This window comes from Klebsiella sp. 1SOBk5mer (genome assembly GCF_046603115.1).
Lineage (GTDB): Bacteria > Pseudomonadota > Gammaproteobacteria > Enterobacterales > Enterobacteriaceae > Klebsiella > Klebsiella quasipneumoniae.
Window position 1 is genome coordinate 1,099,521 of record NZ_JBKIUU010000001.1, and the last position, 19,484, is coordinate 1,119,004.

Here is a 19,484-nt window from a genome sequence, read left to right on the forward strand (position 1 = left end):
AGGATCCGTTATCAGAATGGCAGGCCCGGCGATACGTTCGCCGGAAGCGTCAGCGTGTCGCTGACCAGAGAGGCCATCGGCCAGGCACAGTAATCGGCGGCGTACCACGCTGCCGCCCGGTGGTTGCCGGAGGCGCCCACCCCGCCAAACGGCGCTTTACTGGAAGCGCCGGTCAGCGGCTTGTTCCAGTTGACGATCCCGGCTCGCGCCTCGTCCGCCAGCTGGTCAAACTGCGCCGCATCGCAGGAGATCAGCCCCACGGCCAGGCCATAGCGGGTCTGGTTGGCGAGGCGAATCGCCTCCGGGAAGTCGTCGTAACGGATAACCGTCAGCAGCGGACCAAAGTACTCTTCATCCGGCACCTCGATACCGGTGACGTCGACGATCCCCGGGGTCAGCACCGTGGAGTGCGGGTCAGGCTGGCGCATACGCAGCAGCACCTTGCCGCCGAGCGCCTCCAGTTTCTGCTGCGCCGCCAGCATGCTCTGCGCCGCCTCAAGAGAAATCACCCCGCCCATAAACGGCGCCGGCTGGTCATTCCATTTCCCGGCGCGGATCTGCTCGCTGGCCTCCACCAGTCGGCGCAGCAGCGCATCTCCCTGCTCGCCGCGCTGAACGATCAGCCGGCGCGCGCAGGTGCAGCGCTGTCCGGCGGAGATAAACGCCGACTGGATAATCACATGCAGCGCCGCATCGACATCGGCCACGTCGGCCACGATCAGCGCGTTGTTGCCGCCCATCTCGAGGGCCAGCATCTTCTCCGGTTGACCGCCGAAGTAGCGATGGAAGTGGAAACCCGCCGCCGCGCTGCCAGTGAACAGCACGCCGTCGATATCGCGGTTTTCCAGCAGCGCCTGGCCGGTGGCTTTCCCGCCCTGCAGCAGGTTAATCACCCCGTCGGGGACGCCCGCCTGCTGCCACAGCTGGACCGTCAGTTCCGCAGTGGCCGGCGTCAGCTCGCTGGGTTTAAACACCACGGTGTTACCGGCGATCAGCGCCGGAATGATATGCCCGTTGGGCAGATGGCCCGGGAAGTTGTAGGGACCGAAGACCGCCATCACGCCGTGCGGCTTGTGGCGCAGCTGCGCTTTACCGTCCGGCAGGGTCGACTCGTGAAAGCCTGTCCGCTGGTGATAGGCCTCGACGGAGATGGCGGCTTTGCCGATCATCGCCTGCACTTCGGTGCGGGTCTCCCACAGCGGCTTGCTGGTCTCCCGGGAGATCAAGGTCGCCAGCGCCTCTTTGTGCGTCTCCAGCAGCGCGGCGAAACGCTGGACGACGTCAATACGCTCGGCCAGCGGGCGGTGCGACCAGGGATAAAACGCCGCCCGCGCCGCGGCGCAGGCCGCCTGGACGTCGTCGGCCCCCGCGCTGGCCGCCTGCCACAGCAGAGATTGATCCTCCGGGGCCAGTTTACTCATCGTAGCGCCGCTGCCCGGCTGCCACTGCCCGGCTATGAACTGTGCTTTTACCGCCATGATCTGTTTTCCTCTGGGTTCAGGGTTACCGTGTAAACGCGGTCGGTTTCAGTGACCTGCAGCGCATCCAGCGCGGCGGCGTCCAGTGAGACCTGCTCTTCGTGGGCCACCAGCAGCGCCCGAAAATTGTCGAACTGACCGTTGGCGACCAGCGTCGGCGCCGACAGCGTGCCCGTCAGCTGCTCAGCCGGCAGGCACTGGCAGTCGCGCACGGCGCGGATCTGATCGGTCTCCGCCTCCAGCACCGGACCGGCATCGAAAATATCCACCGAGCCGCGCCAGCTGAACCCCTCTTTCTCGAGGATCGCCCGCGCCGGGGCGGTGTTGGGATGCACCTGACCGATGACCTGACGGGCATTCTCCGGCAGCAGCGAGATATAGATCGGGTACGCCGGCATCAGCTCGGCAATAAAGGTTTTCATGCCGGTGCCGGTCAGCCGGTCGGCATCGGCGAACGGGATCTCGAAGAAGTGATGGCCCAGCGCATCCCAGAACGGCGACTGCCCTTGCTCATCGCTGCAGCCGCGCAGTTCGGCAAACAGGTGCGGCGAAAACCACTCGCGGAAGGCGGCGATAAACAAAAACCGCGCCTTGGAGAGCAGCAGACCGTTGCGGTTGCGCTGATACCCGGGGTCGAGAAACAGCGTACACAGCTCGCTGTGACCGGTGTGGTCATAGCTCAGATTGAGCAGCTCCTGAGGCTTATAGACCCCCAGCGCTTTCGAGGCGCGAACCGTTTTCTGAATGCGAAAATTGTAAAAGGGCTCGTCCAGGCCCACCGCCACCTCAATGGCGCTGACCCCCACCACCCGCTCCAGCGCGGTGTCTTCCAGCACAAAAAGAAAGCCTTGCTGGCCGCGCGGCAGCGCGCCGGCGAAAGTGTCAATGCTGCGGCGTATCCGGGCGGCCAGGCGCCCGGCATCATGGGGTAAAGAGGTCATGCCGACCCCCGCCCGCGCGGCAAGGCGGACGATGTCGTCAAGATCGTTTTCCCTTACGGGACGAAATAGCATCACAGGCCGTCCTCCCGGTTAGCGGGTTAAGCGGGCAACGGCGCGAGCAAGGCGCACGAAGGCTTGCGCAATATCCGCCAGCGGGATATTGAGCGCCGGCGCGAAGCGCAGCACGTCCGGACCGGCAATCAGGGCGATCACCCCCTCTTCCGCCGCCAGGTTGGTCAGGGTTTTGGCCTTCCCGCGCAGCGGTCCGGCCAGCTCGGCGCCGATCAGCAGACCGGCGCCGCGCACGGCGCTGAACGCATCGTAGCGGGCAGAGAGGGCATTCAGCTGGGCGACGATCAGCGCATGGCGCTCGCCGACGCCCGCCAGCAGCGGCGCATCCAGATGGGCCAGCACGGCGTTGGCGACGGTCGCCGCCAGCGGGTTACCGCCGAAGGTGGTGCCATGGGTGCCTGGCTGGAAGACCTGCGCCCAGGCCTCTTTCGCCAGCATCGCGCCGATCGGGAAGCCGCCCCCCAGCCCTTTGGCGCTGGTGAGGATGTCCGGGACGACGTTGTAATGCTGGTAGGCGTAGAGATGGCCGGTACGCCCGGCGCCGGTCTGCACCTCATCGAATATCAGGGTGGCGTGATGGCGATCGCAGAGGGCGCGCAGCGCCTGGAGGAACGCCGGGTCCGCCGGGATCACCCCGCCTTCGCCGATAATCGGCTCGACGATCACCGCGCAGGTACGTGAGGAGATCGCCGCGGTGACCGCCTCGATATCGTTATAGGGCAGATGGGTAATGCCCTGCGGCAGCGGCGCATAATCGCTGGAATATTTCGGCTGGCCGCCGACGGAGACGGTGAACAGCGTGCGGCCATGGAAGGCGTGGTTGAAGGCGATGATTTCGCTTTTTTCACCGCCGAACTTATCGTGGGCATATTTCCGCGCCAGCTTAAGGGCCGCCTCGTTCGCTTCAGCGCCGGAGTTGCAGAAGAACACCTTGTCGGCAAAGGTGGACTGCACCAGGGTTTTCGCCAGCTGCAGCACCGGTTCGTTGGTATAGCCATTGCCGATATGCCACAGTTTCGCCAGCTGACCCTGCAGGGCCTCAGTCAGCGCCGGGTGGGCATGGCCGAGGGCGTTCACTGCGATGCCGCCGGCCATATCGATATACTCTTTCCCCTGCTGGTCCCAGACGCGGGAGCCCGCCGCCCTCACCGGAATAAACGGCGCGGGGGCAAAACAGGGAACCAGGTAAGCGTCAAAATCTTCGCGAGTCATACTGCCTGACATCATTCATCTCCGGAACGTAAGACGACGGAAAACGCTCCCGCCGCGTTGGACAATCGACATTAACCCTGACCCTCGGCTTATTTTGGGCACGAGCGCGCCCGCTGCGATGGTAAAAATATTCACCACAGAAAACTTAAGCCCTATTCTTTTTACGGGTATTTGTTAATTCATGGTTAACGCCATGTTGTTGTGTGGGCTAATGCTGGCCTGTGAACAATAAGATTGTCAATATGGGGAAACGCAATTTATTCACTTTTTGAAGATCATCAAGATAATGAAAAACATAGAAAAAATATTTTCTTATGCACTTAAGTGAATAAAAAGTGAATTAAAATGCACAGCTTGCGGGTGGTTCTCGTGCGTAGTTATTCACTTAAAAAATAAAATTTCTAACAAAAATTTAAAAATCGGAATTGCCGTCAAATACCGCTTTATAAAATTGGTGATACCATTCATTGCACAGAGTTTACTGCTGTAGCTATTCCACGGTTTTACACGACATAAATAACACTGAGAAACAGGACTCTTATGGAAAAGTTATCTTACGCATCTGAAAGTAGTACATCTCCATGGACCACCTACCTGCGCCAGATCGACCGTGTCGCGCCTTATCTCGGCGATCTTGCCTACTGGGTGGAAACCCTGCGCCATCCGAAGCGTGCGCTGATCGTTGACATCCCTGTGCAGATGGACGACGGCACCATTCGCCACTTCGAGGGCTATCGCGTTCAGCACAATCTTTCGCGTGGGCCGGGTAAAGGTGGTGTTCGCTACCATCCGGATGTTGATCTTAACGAAGTCATGGCACTTTCTGCCTGGATGACCATTAAGTGCGCCGCGGTCAATATTCCTTACGGCGGGGCCAAAGGCGGCATCCGCGTCGACCCCTTCTCGCTGTCGGAAGGTGAACTGGAACGCCTGACTCGCCGCTATACCAGCGAAATCGGCATTATCATCGGGCCGCAGAAAGATATTCCGGCGCCGGACGTTGGCACCAACGGCAAAGTGATGGCGTGGATGATGGACACCTACTCCATGAACCATGGCACCACCATCACCGGCGTGGTCACCGGCAAGCCGATCCACCTCGGCGGCTCCCTCGGTCGTGAAAAAGCCACCGGACGCGGCGTGTTCGTCACCGGCCGGGAAGTGGCCCGTCGCGCCGGCATCGAAATTGAAGGCGCTAAAGTGGCGCTGCAGGGCTTTGGTAACGTCGGTAGCGAAGCGGCGCGCCTGTTCGCCGGCGTCGGCGCCCGCGTAGTGGTCATTCAGGATCACACCGCCACCCTGTACAACGAAGGCGGGATTGATATGGCCGCCCTCACCGCCTGGCAGGCGGAGAAAAAGCAGATCGCCGGTTTCCCGGGCGCCCAGGAGATCGATAAAGAGGCGTTCTGGACCACCCCGATGGACATCCTGATCCCGGCGGCGCTGGAAGGGCAAATCACCCGCGAGCGCGCTGAGAAGCTAAGCTGCAAACTGGTGCTGGAAGGGGCTAACGGCCCAACCTATCCGGAAGCGGACGATGTGCTGGCCGAGCGCGGGGTGATCGTGGTGCCGGACGTTATCTGCAACGCCGGCGGGGTGACCGTCAGCTACTTTGAGTGGGTGCAGGACATGGCCAGCTTCTTCTGGAGCGAAGAGGAGATCAACGCCAAGATGGACCGCATCATGACCGACGCCATTATTCACGTCTGCGATAAAGCGGCCGAGAAAGAATGTACCCTGCGTACCGCCGCCTATATCGTGGCCTGCGAGCGCATCCTGATGGCGCGTAAAGACCGCGGCATCTACCCGGGCTGATCCCCGTCAGGGAGTGAATCAGGGGTGGCATTGCGCCACCCCTTTTTTTTGCCGTCGCGCCGTCAGCCGCCGGTGGACCACAGCACTGGCCATCCCCGACGCTGCGCCTCCGCCAGCAGCCCCGGAGAGGGATTCACCGCGCAGGGGTGGCCGACCGCGGCGAGCAGCGGCAGATCCGAGAAATGATCGCCGAAGGCGTAGCATGCCGCCAGCGGCTGGCCCTGTTCCTGCGCATAGCATTGGGCATGCGCCGCCTTGTGTTCGCCGATGGCGGTCCGCCAGAGCTCGCCGGTATAGCGGTCATCCACCACGACCGGCTCTGAGCACAGGGCATGCTCCACCCCCAGCGCCGCCATCGCCGGCCAGAGAATGTCGGTCATCGACCCGGAGACAAACACCACGTCATCCCCCCGCGCCTGGTGCTGCCTGAGGCGCGCCACCACCTCGCGGTGAAAACCATATCCGCCTTCGCGATACAGGCTCTCGGCGACCGCCCGCACCCGGGGGCGCGACTCGTGGCGAAACAGCGAGTAATAGTAGCGGTTGATCGCCTCCCGCGGCTGACCTGCTTCGCTGAGCGCCTGCAGCTGCCGGACAATCGCCGCGGCCGTCAAACCGCACTGCAGCGGATATTCCGCGGCATAGCGGTGCAGAAACAGGAACATACTTTTGCCGGTAATCAGCGTTTCATCCACATCAAAAAAGGCGATGCTCATCCCCGTCCCCCTGCTCAATACTGACCAGATAATGTTGATGGCACTGCGCCGCCTGCTCGCACTCTTTGCGAGTGATGTAGTTAAGGTCATAGACGCTGAAGCTAAAGCCAACTTCCGCTTTGCGGGTGCCGGTCTGGTCAAACCCCACCGAGCATTCACAGGTGAAGCGGCCATGGGCTGAACTTTTGCGCGACACCACGTTGAGGACGATGGTCACCGGCAGCGGAAAAACAAAGCAGGAAAAGGCCACCTGCAGCGAGCTCAGGGTAAAGTACTTCTCCGCCATCGCCACGCCGGCCTCCGCCAGCAGGAATTTTTCCGTGGTGGCGATGATGGTCTGCCGCGCCGCCTCGATCAGCACCATCCCCTGAATATGTTGCCCGGTCTGGTGGTCGCAGAGCAGCTCCGAGGCATCCTGCAGGATCAGGCGCGCGCAATAGCTATCCTCATCTCGTTTTTCCGGCGAGGTGATGAGGATATTCGCTTTTTTACGTTTATGTACCAGCCGCTGATGATCGCGATTGTTTTGATAATAGAGATCCTGCAGATTGACGATCTGGCGCATTGTGTCCGGATAGTGCTGACGAATAATGCAGATGGTGCGGGAGATGTCGTCGAGCTGTACCCCCTGACCGATAACGATTTTATCGACCCCGGCCAGCTCGCCGCTCCAGACAAACCGCTCAAACTCATTCACCGTCAGCACATTCTCATGCCGCCGGGCAAAATCGGTAAATTTCTCACCCACTACAATTAATTTTTCCATGGCGCTTGTCTCCTCAGATCGTTTTCACCAGTAACGCAATCCCCATCCCGCCGCCGATGCACAGCGACGCCAGGCCGGTCGGTTGATTCTCCCGGCGCAGCGCGTGCACCAGGCTGACCACAATCCGCGTCCCGGAACTGCCCAGCGGATGGCCGAGGGCGATCGCGCCGCCGTGGACGTTCAGCCGGGAAGCAATCTCCTCCTCCGTCATCTGATGCGCTCTGGCCAGTCCCTTGACCACCCCCAGCACCTGCGCGGCAAAGGCTTCGTTGATCTCCAGCCGGGCCATATCGCTGAGCTGAAAACGCCCGCGGCGCAGGGCGCACGCTATCGCCGGCAGCGGGCCAAGCCCCATCATGGACGGGTCGACGCCGCCCTCGCCAAAGGAGACAATCTCCGCCAGCGGCTGCAGGCCATAGCGGGCAACGGCGCGCGCCGACGCGAGGATCACCGACGCGGCGCCATCGTTCAGCCCGGAGGCATTGCCCGCCGTGACGCTGCCGTCAGCGCGAAAGGCCGGTTTCAACGCCGCCAGCTGCTCGGCGCTAAGATCATGGCGGATCGGCTCATCCTCGCGGACCGTGCTGACGCCCCGCTTCGCGCTGACCGTCACCGGCACCATCTCATCGGCAAAATAGCCGGCGCGGCTGGCGGCGGAGGCTTTGTGATGGCTCTCCAGGGCATACTGGTCCTGCGCCGCGCGCGAGATCTGCTCCTGCGCGGCGATGGCCTCCGCCGTTTCCCCCATCGGGATCTGCAGCAGCGGATCGGTTAATCCGTCGCGCTGGATCACATCTTCACTGCTGAACGCGCCGAATTTCATCCCGCCCCTTATCTCTCCCCGCAGCAAAAACGGCGCCTGACTCATATTTTCCATTCCGCCGGCGACCACCAGGTCGGCATAACCGCTCTGGATATGGATCGCCCCTTCGGTCAGGCTTTTCATGCCGCTACCGCAGATCATATTCAGGGTGTAAGCCGGCTTTTGCACCGGGATCCCCGCCCGCAGCGCAACCTGACGCGCCGGTCCCATCCCCTGCCCGGCGGCAAGGACGCAGCCGCAGATCACCTCATCGATCCACGCCGGGTCAATGCCGGCCTGCTGCAGGTTGTGCCTGACGGTGAGCGCGGCCAGCTCCACCGCGGAGACCGTTTTCAGGGCGCCAAGAAAGCGCCCCACCGGCGTACGGCAGGCCGCGACGATATAGACTTTGTTCATGATTATTCCATTACGTAGAGCGAGGAAAGATACTGCCGTGTCCCGGCTTCGCTGCCGGTAAAGCCCACATAGCCATCGGGATTGACCACCGCATAGTCATCGGGGCCGATCTGTAGCGCTTCGAGAAACGCCTCGTCCGCCGGTTCGAGGGGGCAGAATATAAACCAGCCGGCCTGCTTCAGGCGGGACATAGGAGGACAAACGGCGCGGGCGGAAAAGATCACCACCTTACCGCTGGCGAAGACGTCATAGCTGTTGCGAAACATCGCCTGCGGCGAGGCAAAAACGTACCAGGGAACATGGTGCCCTGCCAGGCCGTCCGGGCGCTGCGCCTGCGTCGCGGTGAAACCGGCGTACTGCAGCGGCAGCTGGTGACGATAGTAGTGACGGTTGCAAAACTCCGGAAAGTAGACCCCGTCGATATGATTTCTCGGCACCAGACCGGCAATCAGGCCGGTATCGCGATCGGTGGAGCGCAGCACACCGCTCACCGCCGCGAAGCGCTCGGCGCGATAGGACGCCGGCAGTCGGTCAGTGGCCGCGCCGTGCAGATAGAAAGCCAGCTTCCAGGCGAGGTTCACCGCATCCTGGACGCCGGTGTTCATCCCCTGCCCGCCAATGGGACTGAACAGGTGGAAGGCATCTCCCGCCAGCATAATATGATGCTGCAGATTGTCATCGGCGATGCGGTTATAGAAATTGGCGCTGGAAGACCAGGTGAGCGTCTGCGCGGGCGGCACCTGAGGGCAGTAGCGCGCCAGCGCGGCGTTGATCTCTTGCAGGTCCGGCACCGGACGCGCCGTCGGCAGGCGCCCGGCTTTTTTAATCACGATCCTGACCTGATTGTCCGGCATGGGCAGGAAAATCAAAAAGCCCTGCTCATCAATATGGTAGGAGGTTCCCGGGAGCGCCGCCGCGCGGTCGAATTGCACGTCCGCCATCACAAAATGCAGCGGATAGTCATGACCGCTAAAGCCGATCCCGGCCAGCTCGCGGACGGTGCTGGCCGCGCCGTCGGCGCCGATAATATAGTCATAAGCGGCGGAACAGGCCCGGCGGGCATCGTCGAGCAGGGAGACGTGATAGCGTTCCCCCTCCCGGCGCCAGGAGACCAGCTGGTGCCCACGTTTTACCACCCGCCCGGCGTCGGCCAACGCCGTTTCGAGGATCTTCTCCGTCCGCGGCTGCGGGATACTGACATGGAAGGGGTAGCAGGTGGCGAGTCGGCGGTTATCGATATGCAGGAATTTGCGGTTTTTATAGTAAGCGTAGACTGACTGAACCTGCTTTCCCTGGGCGATCAGTTCTCCGGCAAGGCCTAAGCCGTGGAAGGCTTTAATGGTCGCCGGACTGACGCTCAGCGCTTTGGACCAGGTGGTGCTGTGGGTATTTTTATCAATGATATCAAAATCAATTCCATACTTATTCAGATAGCAGCCAATAATTAACCCTACCGGGCCGGCGCCAACAATGAGTACTTTTTTCACGATCGAGCCTCTCTGTATGCCCCGTGCGGGGCATACGCGTGTTGCCTGGGTGTAGGGTGATTAGGGATAGATATCATCGGCCAGACGACGATCGCCGGCGACATTGCAGATATGCCAGTAGGGGTATGGTTTCTCTTTCTCGCTCACGCTGTTGAGGATCGCCGTCTCCTCGTCGCTCAGCGTCCAGTTCAGCGCCGCCAGGTTATCCTCCAGCTGGGCCAGTTTGGTCGCGCCGATCACCAGCGAAGCGATCCCCGGACGGGTACGCAGCCAGTTGAGCGCCACCTGCGCGACGCTGGCGTTGCGCTGGCGGGCAATCTCCTGCATCACCTCCAGGGTCTGCCAGGCCTGCTCGCGGTTGGCGATCGGCGCGGATTCGAACGGCGTGGCGTTCGCCAGGCGACTGCCCTCGGGAAACGCCTGATTGCGTGGGTATTTGCCGGTGAGAAAGCCCCCGGCCAGCGGGCTCCAGACGGTGATGCCGACGTTCTGATCGACGCTGAGCGGGATAATCTCATGCTCCAGTTCACGCGCGGCGATATTGTAATAGCCCTGATAGACGCAGAATTTCTCCAGCCCAAGGCGCTCCGAGATCCCCAGCGCCTTCGCCAGCTGCCAGGCCGCGTAGTTGGAGACCCCGATATAGCGAATTTTCCCGGCGCGGATCAGCGTATCCAGCGTGCGCAGGGTATCCTCCAGCGCGGTGCGCGGATCGAACCCGTGAAGGTGATAGATATCGATATAATCAGTCTTCAGCCGCTGCAGGCTGGCCTCGACGGCATTGATGATATGGTAGCGCGACGCCCCCAGCGCGTTCGGGTTGGGGTCGGTTTGCCAGCGTCCTTTGGTGCCGATAATCACCTGCTGGCGTTTTCCCTTCAGCGCGTTGCCGAGCAGCTCTTCGCCCTGGCCGTTCTTATAACAGTCCGCGGTATCAAAAAAGTTAATCCCGGCGTCCAGCGCTTTGTACACCAGATCGTAGGCCGTCTGCTCAGGCACCACGCCGAATTCCGACCAGTTGCGCCCCGGCGCGCCGAGAAAGGCCCCTTTCTCGCCAAACGTCATGGCGCCAAAACAGAGCTCCGAAACCGACAGCCCGGTGGAACCTAAATATCGATACTTCATGCTTGACTTCCTTTTAAAGGTGACAACGTCACACTAGCGATAACCCATCCGCTGGCGGTCAGGCAAGCACCGGCCAGGGGAATGTGCGAGAGAGAAACGCCGGAGGCGAGCAGCAGCCCGCCAAACCAGGCGCCGCCGGCATTGCCGAGGTTAAAGGCGGCGATATTGCACGAAGAGACCATGCTTTTGCCGCTCTCACTGCTGTCCAGGGCCTGCATCTGCAGCGGCGGAATGGTGGAGAACATCGCCGCCCCCAGCAGAAACACCGCCGCGCAGGCGCCGGGCAGCGTCTGAATCGCCCACGGAAAAAGACACAGGACGACGCTCAGCAAGGCGAGAGTTAGCAGCAGCGCCCGGCGGACGCCGCCGTCGGTCAGTCGGCCGCCAAGATGATTCCCGGCGACCATCCCGACGCCGAACAGCATCAGCACCGGAGGAATAAGGTGGTCGCTCATCCCGGTGACGGTTTTCAGCATCGGCGCGATGTAGGTGAAGGCGGCGAAGACGCCGGAGAACCCGAGGGCGGTGATCAGCAGGCTGCGCAGCACCGCGGGATGACGGAGCACCTTCAGCTCATCGCGGATCCGGCTCTGGGCCGACGGCTGCGCCTGACGGCCAGGCACCAGGGCGATCACCGCCAGGGCGGAGAGAATGCCGATCAGCGTGACCATATAGAAGGTATAGCGCCAGCCAAGGTACTGCCCCACCCAGGCGCCGAGCGGCACGCCCAGAATATTGGCCAGGGTGGCGCCGAGAAACACGGCGGAGACCGCCGAAGCCCGTTTATCCACCGGCGCCAGTTCCGCGGCATAGACCGAGCTTATTCCGAAGAACGAGGCGTGAGCGAACGCAGTTATTACCCGGGCAATAATTAGCATGGTCATATTACCGGCGATCGCACAGCCTAAATTTCCAATGGAAAATAAGATCATTAAAAATAACAGCGCCGGTTTTTTGCGATAACGGCTTAATAGCGGCGTAAGCAGCGGCGCGCCAATCACCACCCCACAGGCATAAGCGGTAATAGACCAGGCGGCGAGCGTAATGGATATATGAAAGTCATGGGCTACATCGAGTAATAAACCCATAATCACAAATTCGGTGGTGCCAATACCAAATGAACCCACGGAAAGCGCATACACCGCCGCAGGCAATCCCGCCGGACGGGAAACAGCAATAGTCATAAGTTACCTTATCTCCCGCCAGACCGGCGGGAGGAGCGTATCAGGAGATTATTTATCGATTAAATTAAAGTCGCCCTGGTTATAGCGTAATCCGGCGACGTTTTCGGGAGCGAAAATATGATCGATGGCGAGAATATCCTCAGGGGAGAGCATAATATCGGCCGCAGCGGCATTATCGCGCAGATGGTTCATTTTTCGCGCCCCGGGGATCGGCACGATATCTTCCCCTTTGCTCATCACCCAGGCGAGGGCCATCTGCGCCAGGGTGGCCTCGTAGCGGCTGGCGACCTGCTGCAGACGGTCGAGCAGTTGCTGGTTTTTGCGCATGGTTTCGGCCTGGAAGCGCGGCAGATTGCGACGAAAATCATCGGCTGCGAAGACGCCGGGATCGGTGATCTGGCCCGTCAGGAAGCCGCGGCCCAGCGGACTGTAAGGGACAAAGCCCACGCCCAGCTCGCGGCAGGCCTTGAGGATGCCGCCCTCTGGCTCACGGGTCCATAGCGAGTATTCCGTCTGCACCGCAGCGATCGGATGCACCTTGCAGGCCCGGCGCAGCGTCTGGGCTGACACTTCCGACAGCCCGATATGGCGAATTTTACCCTCTTTGACCAGGTCGGCCATGGTGCCCACCACCTCTTCCACCGGCACCGCGGGATCGACGCGGTGCTGATAGAGCAGATCGATGGTCTCGATATTCAGCCGCTTCAGCGACCCTTCCACCGCCTCGCGAATATGTTCCGGACGGCTGTCGACGCCGGCCATCCGCTCCAGCCCCTGGCCGGTCGGCAGAATACGAAAGCCAAATTTGGTGGCAATCTGCACCTTATCGCGGATGCCTTTAATCGCTTTCCCAACAAGGACTTCATTGTCAAAAGGCCCATACACTTCGGCGGAATCCAGGAAGGTCACCCCCATGTCCACTGCGGCATGGATGGTATTTATCGCCTGCGACTCCTCAGCGCCGCCATAGGCGAAACTCATTCCCATACACCCGAGACCCAATGCGGAAACCTGGAACTTCTCTTTTCCGAGATAACGTGTTTTCACCTTATTTTCCTTACGTGCTGAATGTTATTAAATATATACTTCCCTTTTACATTGATAACAATTAATCTATTCCGAACGCGGTGTTAGCTGGAAATTAACAATGAAAACGTTGCCTGATTTGCAACAAATTGAAATATTAATACTCATAGTGAAACATGGCAGTTTTCGGCAAGCTGCCAGAGCATTAAATCTTTCACCGCCGGCCCTCACCAGCGCTATTAATCATCTGGAAGAAAAATTAGGCGTGCGCCTGCTCAATCGCTCGACGCGCAGTTTGTCTTTAACCGCGGTGGGTGAGGAATTTCTTAATAATATGACGCCGGTGGTGAATGATTATCGCCGGGTGGTCGACAGTCTGAATTATCACCGTCTGACCCCGGAAGGGGTGGTGAAAGTCAATTTACCGCGCATTGTTCTCGACCTTTTCTTTCAGCGCTATTTTATTGCTTTTAAAACCGCCTATCCTGACGTGACGCTGGAGCTGTTTACCACCGATCGGAAAGTGAATATTATCGAGTCCGGTTTTGACGCTGGCATTCGCTATTCCCGGGACGTGCCCAAAGATATGATTGCCATCCCCTTTGGCGAGAAGCTGTCGCTGATCCCGGTGGCCAGCCCGGACTATCTCCACGAGGCCGGAGCGCCCGACACCCCGCAGTCGCTGGTCAATTTCCGCTGCATCAACCGCTGTTTTCCCAGCGGCGAAAAGTACCGGTGGGAATTTATCAGCCCCGACGGCGAGCCAGGCGAAGTCGCCGTCAAGGGCGATCTGGTCGTCGATTCCGATACGGCGATGATCCAGTCGGCGGAGAGCGGACTGGGGATCGCCTTTGTCTATCAGTCGCTGGTGTCCGCGCAACTGAACGCCGGCAGCCTGGTTCGCTTATTACCCAGCTACCGCTACCCGGCGGATCATTTCTGCGTCTACTATCCGAGTCGCAAACATATTCCCGCGCCCCTGCGCGCTTTTATCACCTGGGTGATGGCGCAGAATAAGAGCATCCTCCATGAGTAAATGGCCTGAGGGGGTATCCTCCTGTCGCCACAATAAACGCACACACCGTTAACCCTTTTTTATCCTTTCCCTTGAATTCCGCCGGTTGTCAGACATAAACTCGTTAGAGCTCTAACGATTTTGGTAGACGACCTATGGACCATCGACAGCTTAACTTCTCCCATCTTTTATATCTGACCGCCCATCACTGGCGGCTGGCGGTTAATCGTCGGCTGAAAAACCTCGGTCTCAGCCAGGCCAGCTGGGTGGCGGTCGCCGCCATCGCCCGCCACCACCAGCCGCTGTCGCAAAGCGAACTGGCGCAGGAGCTGGGAGTGGAGAGCCCGACCATTGTGCCGCTGATCAACCGTCTGGTGGCCCTCGGCCTGGTGGAGCGCGTCACCACCGACCGCGATAAACGCAAGCGGCTGCTGGTGGTCACCGACCAGGGGCAGGCCCTCTTCGAGCAGGTCAAAACGGTGGCGGACGATCTGCGTGAAGAGATCCTGACGGCGATCACGCCGCAGGAGCGGGAACAAACTCAGCGGGTGCTGGAAAAGCTGTTGCGCGAAGTGGAGAAGAAATAATGCCCCGTCGCCAGAGTAACCCCTACGTCCCTCATGACTGGGCGCCGCATGAAAAACCGGCCCTGCTCGGCTCGCCATCGACGCCGCTGCACAGCCCGGCGAAGCGCCTGGCCTACGGGGTGGTCGGGCTGCTGGTGTGCCTCACCGGCGCGCTGGGCAACGCGGTGGTCACCGCCAATCTGCAGCTGCTGCAGGGCACCTTCGCCGCCTGGTCGACGGAGATCGCCTGGCTACCGGCGGTGTATGTCATGACCAATGTCTCCATTAACCTGCTGCTGGTGAAATTTCGTCAGCAGTTCGGGCTGCGCGCCTTTACCGAAGGCTTTCTGGTGCTCTATGTGCTGGTCACCTTCTTCCACCTGTTCGTCAACGATCTCAGCTCGGCGATGATGGTCCGCGCCGCCCACGGCATGGTGGCCGCGGCGCTCAGCTCGCTGGGGATCTACTATCAGGTGCAGGCCTGGCCCGCACGCCACCGCCTGAAAGGGCTGACTATCGGTATCACCGGCTCGTCGCTGGCCATTCCGCTGGCGCGCCTCTTTTCCACCGAGCTGCTGCAGATCGATGAATGGCGCGGGCTCTACTTCTTTGAGCTGGGGCTGGCGCTGGTGTCGCTGGCCTGCGTCATCGCCCTGAAGCTGCCGCCGAGCGATCGTAAAAAGGTGTTCGAGAAGAAGGATTTTATTACCTTTTTCCTGCTGGCCCCCGGCATGGCGCTGGTCTGCGCGGTGCTCTCGCTGGGGCGGCTCGAGTGGTGGTTCGAAGCGCCGTGGATCGGCTGGTCGCTGGCCGCGGCGGTGGTGCTGATCGTCGCCGCCATCGCCTTTGAGCATAACCGCAGCAATCCCCTGCTCAATACCAAATGGCTCTCCAGCGGCAGTATCCTGCGCCTCGGTCTGATTATGCTGCTGATCCGCATCGTGCTGGCGGAGCAGAATACCGGGGTGATCGGCTGGCTGCAGTACGTTGGCCTGCAAAACGAACAGATGATCAACCTCGCGTGGTCAATTTTCGCCGGCATTCTGTGCGGGATCATCGCCAGCTGCCTGACGCTTAACCCGCAGAAGCTCTACTGGCCGACCGCCACCGCCCTGGCGCTGATCATGGTGGCCTCGCTGCTCGACAGCCAGTCCAACGCCCTCACCCGTCCGGAACAGCTGATGTTCAGCCAGTTTTTGCTTGGCTTCGGCAGCGCCTTCTTTCTGGCGCCGGCGATGCTCGCCGGCATTGGCGGGGTGTTCGCCGATCCGCGCAACCTGGTGAGCTTCTCGGTGCTGTTCGGCATGAGCCAGAACATCGGCGGTCTGCTGGGGTCGGCGATACTCGGCACCTTCCAGACCTGGCGGGAGAAATTTCACTCCAGCCAGCTGGCGGACCAGATCACCACGCTCAACCCGCTGATCGTCGAGCGGCTGCAGCAGTACAGCCAGATGTACCAGAGCCAGATCGGCGACAGCACGCTGCTTAACGTTCAGGCCACCACCCTGCTGCAAAACGCCGCGACGCTGCAGGCCAATATTCTCGCCTGGAATGACACCTATCTGCTGACGGCGGCGATCTCCGCCGGGACGTTAGTGTGGGTTTTCTGGCGCTTAATTCGCTTACGACTGACCGCCCGTATCGCCTTAAAACGCGCCACCGGCAGCAAATAATTATCATCATTTCATCTCTGGAGTCGTTATGAGTCAGCAGGATGCGGCCAAACAACAGGCCAACACCCGGAACAACATTCGCGTGGTCTCCATTTTTACCGCCGCGGCGATAGGCCTCGTCGGCGTACTGGTGATCCTCTATGCCTGGCAACTGCCGCCGTTCACCCGCCATAGCCAGTTTACCGACAACGCCTACGTGCGCGGGCAGACCACCTTTATCAGTCCGCAGGTCAACGGCTACATCACTGCCGTCAACGTCAAGGATTTCGCCATCGTTCAGCCGGGCGAGGTGCTGTTCCAGATAGACGATCGCATCTATAAGCAGCGGGTGCACCAGGCCCAGGCCACCCTGGCGATGAAGGAGGCGGCGCTGCGCAACAACCTGCAGCAGCGCAAAAGCGCCGAGGCGACGATCGCCAAAAATGAAGCCGCGCTGCAAAACGCCCGCGCGCAGAATTTGAAAATCCAGGCGGATTTAAAACGGGTGCAGGAGCTGACCGCCGATGGATCGCTGTCGATCCGCGAGCGGGATTCCGCCCGCGCCAGCGCCGCCCAGGGAGCAGCGGATATTGAACAGGCGAAAGCGGCGCTGGAGATGTCGCGCCAGGACCGCGAATCGACCATCGTCAATCGCGATTCACTGGAGGCCGACGTGGCCAGCGCCAAAGCCGCCCTCGAGCTGGCGCAGATCGACCTGCAGAATACGCAGATCATCGCCCCCACCGGCGGCCAGCTGGGGCAGATTTCGGTGCGTCTTGGCGCTTACGTCAGCGCCGGAACCCATCTGACTTCGCTGGTGCCGCCGCAGCACTGGGTGATCGCCAACCTGAAAGAGACCCAGCTGGCCGATGTGCGTATCGGCCAGCCGGTTACCTTCACCGTTGACGCGCTCAACGGCGAGACCTTCCACGGCAAGGTGCAGAGTATCTCCCCGGCGACCGGGGTGGAGTTCAGCGCCATTTCGCCGGACAACGCCACCGGCAACTTCGTCAAGATCGCCCAGCGCATCCCGGTACGCATCACGGTTAACGAGGGGCAACGCAACAGCGAGCGCCTGCGCCCCGGCATGTCGGTGCAGGTGACCATTGATACCCGCGCGGAGAAGCAGCCATGATCCGCCCGGTCACCCTTGCCATCGTCCTGGCGCTGGTCGGCTGTCAGTCCGCCGATGTGCAGCGCGCCCAGCCGACGCTCGCCATCCCTGCCGCCTGGCGGGCCGACGTTGGCCCTGCCAGCCCGGTGGAAGGCGTATGGTGGCGCAATTTTCATGACAGCGCGCTGAATCAGTATGTCGACCGGGCGCTGCGCTATAACAGCGATGTGCTGATCGCCCGCGAGCGGGTGAATGAGTATCAGGCGCGGGCGTATGCCGCCGACAGCAGTCTTTTTCCCTCGCTGGATGCCAGCCTGACCGGCACCCGCGCCCGCGCGCAGTCCGCCGCCACCGGCCTGCCGATCCACAGTACGGTGTATAAAGGCGGCCTGACCGCCAGCTATGATGTCGATATCTGGGGCGCGAACCGCAGCGCGGCCAGCGCCGCCGGGGCCAGCCTCGAGGCGCAGAAAGCCGCTGCCGACGCGGCCAATTTGAGCGTCGCCGCCTCGGTGGCCGTGGGCTACGTGACGCTGCTGTCGCTGGATGAGCAACTGCGGGTCACGCAGCAGACGCTCCAGGCGCGGGAAGACGCCTGGCGCCTGGCCAAACGTCAGTATGAAACCGGGTATACCTCGCGCCTTGAGCTGATGCAGGCGGATTCGGAGCTGCGCTCCACGCGGGCGCAGCTCCCGCCGCTGCAGCACCAGATTGCGCAGCAGGAAAACGCCCTCAGCGTGCTGCTGGGGGATAACCCCGGCGCGATAAAACGCGGCGAATTCGCCGGGCTCACCCCGCTGCGTCTGCCCTCGCAGCTGCCGTCCACCTTGCTCAACCGCCGCCCGGATATCGTACAGGCCCAGCGTCAGCTGGTCGCCGCCGATGCCACCCTGGCCTCGTCCCAGGCGCAGCTGCTGCCGTCTATCAACCTGACCGCCACCGGCAGCCTGCAGGACCGGACGCTGCCGGATCTGCTGGACAACCCGCTGCGACTCTGGAGCATTGGCGGTAGCATCCTGGCGCCGCTGCTTAACCGCCAGGCGTTAAATGCCCAGGTGGATGTCTCGATGGCCCAGCGCAACCAGGCGCTGTACAGCTATGAGAAAACGGTGCGCGGCGCGTTTAAAGAGGTCAATGACAGCCTGGACGCCATTAGCCGCTACGGCGAACAGCTGACCGAACTGCAGGGGCAGGAGGCGGTGGCGGAAGAAACATTGCGCATTGCGCAGAACCGCTACCGTAACGGCTACTCTTCGTATCTGGATGTGCTTGATGCCCAGCGAACGCTGTTCTCCACCCAGCTTAGCGTGGTACAGGTGAAGAATAACCTGCTGCTGGCGCAGATCGATCTATACCGGGCGCTGGGAGGCGGCTGGTCTGACTCATCAGGGAGCTAAATGGGGAAGCGTCATATGCAACAACAGTGGTCTGCAGTAGACAATTATTTGATTGAGGCCTTAATTCCCAGCGATCCTATGCTCGATCGGGTACTGGAAAACAACCATCGTGCCGGGCTCCCGGCACACGATGTCGCCGCCAATCAGGGTCAGTTTCTCGCCTTGCTGGTACGGCTTACCCAGGCTAAGCGGATCCTGGAGATCGGCACCCTCGGCGGCTATAGCACCATCTGGATGGCGCGCGAGCTTCCTGCCGACGGCCAACTCCTCACCCTGGAGGCCGACGCGCATCATGCCCGCGTGGCGCGGGAGAATCTGCAGCTGGCGGGTGTTGACCAGCGGGTCACGCTGCGGGAGGGGCCCGCGCTACAGTCCCTGGAGGCGCTTGGCGAATGTCCCGCTTTCGACCTGATCTTCATCGATGCCGATAAGCCGAATAACCCCCATTATCTGCGCTGGGCGCTGCGTTATTCCCGCCCGGGAACCTTAATTATTGGCGATAACGTGGTACGCGACGGCGAAGTGGTCAACCCACAGAGCGCCGACGAGCGCGTTCAGGGCGTGCGTCAGTTCATTGAGATGATGGGCGCCGAGCCACGGTTGACGGCAACGGCGCTGCAAACCGTGGGCACGAAAGGCTGGGACGGCTTTACCCTGGCGTGGGTCAACGCTTAAGCGTGGACGCCTGGCCCGTCGCCC

At 61.1% G+C, this 19,484-nt stretch carries 17 protein-coding genes and 1 pseudogene; 8 read left to right on the forward strand and 10 right to left on the reverse strand.

Going from position 1 to position 19,484, the window contains the following annotated elements; genetic code table 11:
- Positions 1 to 11: 11 nt before the first annotated feature.
- The 3 genes from astD to ACLH1U_RS05435 are packed head-to-tail and all read right to left on the reverse strand — an operon-like array spanning position 12 to position 3,715.
- Positions 12 to 1,478, reverse strand: coding sequence for a succinylglutamate-semialdehyde dehydrogenase (gene astD, locus ACLH1U_RS05425; RefSeq protein ID WP_374014183.1), 1,467 nt, complete (start codon positions 1,476 to 1,478; stop codon positions 12 to 14).
- Complete coding sequence (gene astA, locus ACLH1U_RS05430) at positions 1,469 to 2,491, reverse strand: arginine N-succinyltransferase (protein ID WP_168443674.1); 1,023 nt, start codon at positions 2,489 to 2,491, stop codon at positions 1,469 to 1,471. The genes astD and astA overlap by 10 nt, the downstream gene beginning before the upstream one ends.
- 18 nt (positions 2,492 to 2,509) lie before the next feature.
- Complete coding sequence (locus ACLH1U_RS05435; RefSeq protein WP_374014696.1) at positions 2,510 to 3,715, reverse strand: bifunctional succinylornithine transaminase/acetylornithine transaminase; 1,206 nt, start codon at positions 3,713 to 3,715, stop codon at positions 2,510 to 2,512.
- A 169-nt stretch (positions 3,716 to 3,884) separates the two neighbouring features.
- Between ACLH1U_RS05435 and ACLH1U_RS05440 the strand changes: the two are divergent.
- Together ACLH1U_RS05440 and ACLH1U_RS05445 are read left to right on the forward strand one after the other, a co-directional pair.
- Positions 3,885 to 4,031 (forward strand): annotated as a pseudogene (locus ACLH1U_RS05440) (hypothetical protein).
- A 212-nt stretch (positions 4,032 to 4,243) separates the two neighbouring features.
- A complete protein-coding gene (locus ACLH1U_RS05445) occupies positions 4,244 to 5,518 on the forward strand; it encodes a Glu/Leu/Phe/Val family dehydrogenase (protein WP_023289478.1) in 1,275 nt (424 codons plus the stop codon).
- A gap of 62 nt (positions 5,519 to 5,580) precedes the next feature.
- On the opposite strand, the gene ACLH1U_RS05450 is transcribed toward ACLH1U_RS05445, so the two are convergent.
- From ACLH1U_RS05450 to ACLH1U_RS05480, 7 genes are read right to left on the reverse strand one after another with little or no spacing between them, the layout of a single operon-like run.
- Complete coding sequence (locus tag ACLH1U_RS05450; protein ID WP_374014184.1) at positions 5,581 to 6,234, reverse strand: HAD family hydrolase; 654 nt, start codon at positions 6,232 to 6,234, stop codon at positions 5,581 to 5,583.
- Positions 6,215 to 7,000, reverse strand: coding sequence for an AfsA-related hotdog domain-containing protein (locus ACLH1U_RS05455; RefSeq protein ID WP_023289476.1), 786 nt, complete (start codon positions 6,998 to 7,000; stop codon positions 6,215 to 6,217). The genes ACLH1U_RS05450 and ACLH1U_RS05455 overlap by 20 nt, the downstream gene beginning before the upstream one ends.
- 13 nt (positions 7,001 to 7,013) lie before the next feature.
- The gene (locus ACLH1U_RS05460) at positions 7,014 to 8,219 is read right to left on the reverse strand and encodes an acetyl-CoA C-acyltransferase (RefSeq protein ID WP_023289475.1); all 1,206 of its coding nucleotides are present in this window, start codon (positions 8,217 to 8,219) and stop codon (positions 7,014 to 7,016) included.
- 2 nt (positions 8,220 to 8,221) lie between these two features.
- On the reverse strand, positions 8,222 to 9,706 hold the full coding sequence (locus ACLH1U_RS05465) for an FAD-dependent oxidoreductase (protein WP_374014185.1): 1,485 nt from the start codon (positions 9,704 to 9,706) through the stop codon (positions 8,222 to 8,224).
- A gap of 60 nt (positions 9,707 to 9,766) precedes the next feature.
- Positions 9,767 to 10,831, reverse strand: coding sequence for an aldo/keto reductase (locus ACLH1U_RS05470; RefSeq protein ID WP_023289473.1), 1,065 nt, complete (start codon positions 10,829 to 10,831; stop codon positions 9,767 to 9,769).
- Entirely contained in the window at positions 10,828 to 12,015 is a 1,188-nt protein-coding gene (locus ACLH1U_RS05475) for an MFS transporter (RefSeq protein ID WP_023289472.1), read from the reverse strand. The genes ACLH1U_RS05470 and ACLH1U_RS05475 overlap by 4 nt, the downstream gene beginning before the upstream one ends.
- 48 nt (positions 12,016 to 12,063) lie before the next feature.
- Entirely contained in the window at positions 12,064 to 13,062 is a 999-nt protein-coding gene (locus ACLH1U_RS05480) for an aldo/keto reductase (protein WP_023289471.1), read from the reverse strand.
- Between the two features lie 100 nt (positions 13,063 to 13,162).
- Here ACLH1U_RS05480 and ACLH1U_RS05485 point away from each other — a divergent pair, with 100 nt between their 5' ends.
- The 6 genes from ACLH1U_RS05485 (at position 13,163) to ACLH1U_RS05510 (ending at position 19,460) form a co-directional block, all read left to right on the forward strand.
- Positions 13,163 to 14,077 (forward strand): LysR family transcriptional regulator, encoded by a 915-nt coding sequence (locus ACLH1U_RS05485; RefSeq protein WP_411299116.1) that lies wholly within the window; start codon positions 13,163 to 13,165, stop codon positions 14,075 to 14,077.
- Positions 14,078 to 14,211: 134 nt separating this feature from the next.
- Positions 14,212 to 14,643 (forward strand): MarR family winged helix-turn-helix transcriptional regulator, encoded by a 432-nt coding sequence (locus ACLH1U_RS05490; protein WP_023289469.1) that lies wholly within the window; start codon positions 14,212 to 14,214, stop codon positions 14,641 to 14,643.
- Entirely contained in the window at positions 14,643 to 16,295 is a 1,653-nt protein-coding gene (locus ACLH1U_RS05495) for an MFS transporter (protein WP_060590855.1), read from the forward strand. Before ACLH1U_RS05490 ends, ACLH1U_RS05495 begins: the two co-directional genes overlap by 1 nt.
- Positions 16,296 to 16,323: 28 nt before the next feature.
- Positions 16,324 to 17,409 carry an HlyD family secretion protein gene (locus ACLH1U_RS05500; protein ID WP_032452665.1) on the forward strand — a complete coding sequence of 362 codons (1,086 nt, stop codon included), beginning with the start codon at positions 16,324 to 16,326 and terminating at the stop codon, positions 17,407 to 17,409.
- Complete coding sequence (locus tag ACLH1U_RS05505) at positions 17,406 to 18,785, forward strand: efflux transporter outer membrane subunit (RefSeq protein WP_065805697.1); 1,380 nt, start codon at positions 17,406 to 17,408, stop codon at positions 18,783 to 18,785. Before ACLH1U_RS05500 ends, ACLH1U_RS05505 begins: the two co-directional genes overlap by 4 nt.
- Positions 18,786 to 19,460 (forward strand): O-methyltransferase, encoded by a 675-nt coding sequence (locus ACLH1U_RS05510; RefSeq protein WP_072199069.1) that lies wholly within the window; start codon positions 18,786 to 18,788, stop codon positions 19,458 to 19,460.
- The last annotated feature ends 24 nt before the right edge of the window (positions 19,461 to 19,484 follow it).

Coding starts and splice junctions, on each gene's coding strand:
- astD (WP_374014183.1), bottom strand. CDS start 1,478: ATGGCGGTAAAAGCACAGTTCATAGCCGGGCAGTGGCAGCCGGGCAGC.
- ACLH1U_RS05475 (WP_023289472.1), bottom strand. CDS start 12,015: ATGACTATTGCTGTTTCCCGTCCGGCGGGATTGCCTGCGGCGGTGTAT.
- ACLH1U_RS05505 (WP_065805697.1), top strand. CDS start 17,406: ATGATCCGCCCGGTCACCCTTGCCATCGTCCTGGCGCTGGTCGGCTGT.
- ACLH1U_RS05445 (WP_023289478.1), top strand. CDS start 4,244: ATGGAAAAGTTATCTTACGCATCTGAAAGTAGTACATCTCCATGGACC.
- ACLH1U_RS05485 (WP_411299116.1), top strand. CDS start 13,163: ATGAAAACGTTGCCTGATTTGCAACAAATTGAAATATTAATACTCATA.
- astA (WP_168443674.1), bottom strand. CDS start 2,491: ATGCTATTTCGTCCCGTAAGGGAAAACGATCTTGACGACATCGTCCGC.
- ACLH1U_RS05490 (WP_023289469.1), top strand. CDS start 14,212: ATGGACCATCGACAGCTTAACTTCTCCCATCTTTTATATCTGACCGCC.
- ACLH1U_RS05495 (WP_060590855.1), top strand. CDS start 14,643: ATGCCCCGTCGCCAGAGTAACCCCTACGTCCCTCATGACTGGGCGCCG.
- ACLH1U_RS05435 (WP_374014696.1), bottom strand. CDS start 3,715: ATGTCAGGCAGTATGACTCGCGAAGATTTTGACGCTTACCTGGTTCCC.
- ACLH1U_RS05460 (WP_023289475.1), bottom strand. CDS start 8,219: ATGAACAAAGTCTATATCGTCGCGGCCTGCCGTACGCCGGTGGGGCGC.
- ACLH1U_RS05470 (WP_023289473.1), bottom strand. CDS start 10,831: ATGAAGTATCGATATTTAGGTTCCACCGGGCTGTCGGTTTCGGAGCTC.
- ACLH1U_RS05500 (WP_032452665.1), top strand. CDS start 16,324: ATGAGTCAGCAGGATGCGGCCAAACAACAGGCCAACACCCGGAACAAC.
- ACLH1U_RS05455 (WP_023289476.1), bottom strand. CDS start 7,000: ATGGAAAAATTAATTGTAGTGGGTGAGAAATTTACCGATTTTGCCCGG.
- ACLH1U_RS05510 (WP_072199069.1), top strand. CDS start 18,786: ATGGGGAAGCGTCATATGCAACAACAGTGGTCTGCAGTAGACAATTAT.
- ACLH1U_RS05450 (WP_374014184.1), bottom strand. CDS start 6,234: ATGAGCATCGCCTTTTTTGATGTGGATGAAACGCTGATTACCGGCAAA.